The organism is Herbaspirillum sp. B65 (assembly GCF_000333555.1).
GTDB lineage: Bacteria > Pseudomonadota > Gammaproteobacteria > Burkholderiales > Burkholderiaceae_D > Herbaspirillum > Herbaspirillum rubrisubalbicans.
Genome location: NZ_BADI01000629.1, coordinates 1 through 3,758, shown reverse-complemented (window position 1 = coordinate 3,758; position 3,758 = coordinate 1). Strand labels below are relative to the sequence as shown.

The 3,758-nt window shown below is 62.4% G+C and carries 2 protein-coding genes; one reads left to right on the top strand and one right to left on the bottom strand.

All coding sequences use genetic code 11. The features are described from left to right. Nucleotides 1–28: 28 nt before the first annotated feature. The gene (locus tag I5W_RS14825) at nucleotides 29–3,229 is read left to right on the top strand and encodes a bifunctional diguanylate cyclase/phosphodiesterase (RefSeq protein ID WP_044529803.1); all 3,201 of its coding nucleotides are present in this window, start codon (nucleotides 29–31) and stop codon (nucleotides 3,227–3,229) included. A 16-nt stretch (nucleotides 3,230–3,245) separates the two neighbouring features. Here the strand turns inward: I5W_RS14825 and I5W_RS14820 are convergent. After that, nucleotides 3,246–3,758: MFS transporter (locus I5W_RS14820; protein ID WP_044529802.1), on the bottom strand; the 513-nt coding region annotated here is incomplete at its 5' end.

Here is a 3,758-nt window from a genome sequence, read left to right as displayed (position 1 = left end):
ATGACAGGGTGATGTGATAGTTCTTCACATGGAAAAACAGAACAAATCGCCGGGACGACCAGGCTATACCCTGAAGACCTTGCTGCTCTTCGTCGGGTTGGTGGGCTCCTTCATCATGGTGCAGACCTGGTGGGAAATCCGCCAGGATCGTCAGTTGACCATCGACGCCGAACGCTCCAGCTCGATGGCCGCCGTGCGCAGCGTGCAGGAACATGCGGACCGGGTGTTTGGCGAACTGGACCAGTTGCTGTGGGCCACGGCGCAACACCTCCATGCCGAGGGCCCCGGCCTGCTCGACGATGACCAGGGCTTGTACGGTCTGCTGTCGGACATGCAGCAGCGCCTGCCCAGCGTGATGGTGCTGCGCTACATCGACCGCAATGGCAACACCCGTGCCAGTTCGCTGCGAGCCTTCGATACCACCAGCATTGCCGACGACCACAAGCTGACCCACGTGGATGGCAATCCAGCACGGCCTGGCCTGTTCGTCGGCCAGCTCATGCGCAGCCGCTACAACCGCGAACTGGTAGTGCCGGTGGCCATGAACCTCTATGACCGCAGCGCGCGCCCCATCGGTTTGCTGGTGGCGGAGTTGCGGGCGTCGACCTTCTTTGACTTCTACAAGCGCATCACCAATTTCGAAGCCATCGTCTCGCTGCGCACCGACAGCGGCTCCATGATGCTGCGCTCGCCCTTCGAGGAACGCTGGCTCAACACCAGCCTGGCCAATGCCAAGAGCGTGAAACGCATCAGCGCGGGTGCCGAGGAAGGCAGCTTTGAAGAAGTCTCCTACCTGACCGGCGAAGCCTTGCTGTTTTCCTACAAGCGGCTCGACAAGTGGTCCCTGGTCGCGGTCTATGCACGGCGCATGGAAGACGTGCTGGCGCCCTGGCGCAGCCGTACCGAAAACCGCATCCTGCTGACCACGGGCATCCTCGGCTTCATTCTGCTGGCGCTCATTTCCTTCCTGGTCTATTACCGCTACCAGCGCCGCCTGGACCATGCGCTGTCGGCCAGCGAATACCGCTACCGCAAGCTCTACGAGGAAGGCAGCGACCCCATCGTGCTGATCTCCGCCGAATTGCGCTACCTCGACTGCAACAGTGCCGCGCTGCGCTTTTTCGGCCTGCCCGACAAGGAGCGCATCATCGGCCGCAAGGTCGGCCTGTTCTCGCGCCAGAAGTCGCGCCAGGCCCAGCAGCCCGATATCGATGAGCTGGTGGGCCGGGTACTGGCGGGCCAGCCACAGCAGTTCGAGTGGGTGACGGTTCGTCGCAACAAGATCATCCATACCGATGTCACCCTCAATCGTGCCGAGTTCGAGCGCGGCTATGCGATCTTCGCCATCCTGCGCGACATCAGTGCCCGCAAGCGCGCCGAACTGCTGCAAAGCGAACAGAACCGGGTGCTGCACATGGTCATGGCCGATGAGGATCTCGATACCATCCTCAACGAAATCGTCGGCTTCGCCGATACCCAGATTCCCTACGGCGCCTCCAGCGTGATGCTGGTCAATGAACAAGCCTCGCACTTCACCTCGGTATTGAGCCGACGCTACCCGCCCCGCCTGCTGCGCGCCTTGCAGGGAATGCCGATCCGCCACGGTTGCGGGGTGGCCGCCGAAGCGGCCTTGCGGCGCGGGCCCTGCATCGTCACCGATATCGCCCGCGATCCGGTGACCGAGCATTTGCGGGTATTGATCGATGTGGAGATCTATCCCTCCTGCGGGGCCTGGCCCATCATGGGCAAGGAGGGCCAATTGTTGGGTGTGTTCGCCGCCCTGCTCAAGGAAAACCAGGCACCCAGCAATGAGTACCTGCAACTGGCCAACATCGCCGCCGACCTGGCCAGCGTGGCCATCGAGAGTCGCCGCGCCGATGAGCGCATCCGCCACCTGGCGCACTACGATGAGCTGACCGGCCTGCCCAACCGCTTCCTGTGCACCCAGCACGTCTCCAATGCCATTACCCATGCCGAGCACCGCAATGGCCTGGTGGCGGTGCTGTTGATGGATCTGGACCGCTTCAAGAACATCAACGATACCTTCGGCCATCAGGCTGGCGAGGCGGTGCTGCAGGAAATCGCTCAGCGCTTTCGCCATAGCCTGCGCGAACTGGATATCCTGGCGCGCGTGGGCGGGGATGAATTCATCGTGCTGGTGGATGACTTCGACGATCCGCTGCAACTGGGCGAGATTGCGCAAAAGCTGCTCACCGAGGCGCGCAAGCCCTTCATCATCGATGGTCAGGAAGCCACGCTGTCGGCCAGTATCGGCATTGCCACCTATCCCGGCGATGGCGACAATGCGCAGACCCTGATCAAGAATGCCGATATCGCCATGTATCGCGCCAAGCACCATGGCAAGGATGACTATCGTTTCTTCTCCGATGAGGTCAACACCAACACGGTGGAACGCATTGCCCTAGAAGCTGAGCTGCGACGCGCCATCGAGCGCGCCGAGTTCGTGGTGCATTACCAGCCCAAGGTCGATCTGGCCAGCGGCGCGATCGTCGGTGCCGAGGCGCTGGTGCGCTGGCAGCATCCGGTGCGCGGGCTGGTGGGGCCGAACGAATTTATCCCGATGGCCGAAGAGAGCCGCCTGATCGACCAGATCGGTCTGGTGGTGCTGGACATTGCCTGCCGCGACATCGGCCTGCTGCTGGAGCACCAACTGGAATGCGGGCGTATTTCCATCAACCTGACCGGCAGCCAGTTCGGCGACGCCCACCTGCTGCAGGATATCAAGGGCGTAGTACAGCGCCATGGTACGCCACCGGCCTGCCTGGAGTTCGAGATCACCGAGAGCATGGTGATGCACAACCGCGACCGCGCCATCGCCATCATGGATGGCATCCGTGCAGAAGGCTTCACCATTTCCATCGACGACTTCGGTACCGGCTATTCCTCGCTGGCCTACCTGAAGCGCTTCCCGGTCAATACGCTGAAGATCGACAAATCCTTCATCAACGACATTCCCGATGACGCCAACAGCAGCGCCATCGTGCAGGCCATCATCGCCATGAGTCATGCGCTGAACCTGAAGGTGATCACCGAGGGTGTGGAAACGCAGCGGCAGTGGCAGGCGCTGCGCGAGTTCGGTTCGGATCAATACCAGGGCTATTACTTCAGCAAGCCGGTGCCCTATGCGCAGTTCCTGCAGATGCTATTGCAGCAGCAAGCCCAGCGCCAGGCGCATCAATTGCAGATGGCCGCAGACGATCTGCACTGACGTGATCGCCCTGCTCTCATGAGCGGCGCGCGGCCAATCGATCCACTTGGTAGAGCGCGGGAAACAGGCGCATCCACAACAGCACGATGAGCAGCGTGCCGATACCGCCGATCAGCACCGCCGGCACCGCGCCGAACCAAGCCGCGGTCAGCCCCGACTCGAACTCGCCCAATTGATTGGAAGTGCCGATGAAGACCGAGTTGACGGCCGAGACCCGACCCCGCATGGCGTCCGGCGTTTCCAATTGTACGAACGAGGACCGCACCACCACGCTGATCATGTCGGCCGCGCCCAGCACCGCCAATGCCGCCAGCGACAGCGGGAAGGACCGCGACAGGCCGAAGACGATGGTAGCCAATCCGAACACGCCCACTGCAATGAACATGGTGCGCCCTACGCGCCCGGCCAGCGGACGACGAGCCAGCAGCAAGGCCACCGCCAACGCCCCGGCAGCCGGTGCCGAACGCAGCAGGCCCAGGCCGACCGCGCCGGTATGCAGGATGTCATTGGCATACACCGGCAGCAAGGC

Bases quoted from the DNA above. Each gene is read 5' to 3' on its own strand.
- I5W_RS14825 (WP_044529803.1), top strand. From the start codon at position 29: ATGGAAAAACAGAACAAATCGCCGGGACGACCAGGCTATACCCTGAAG.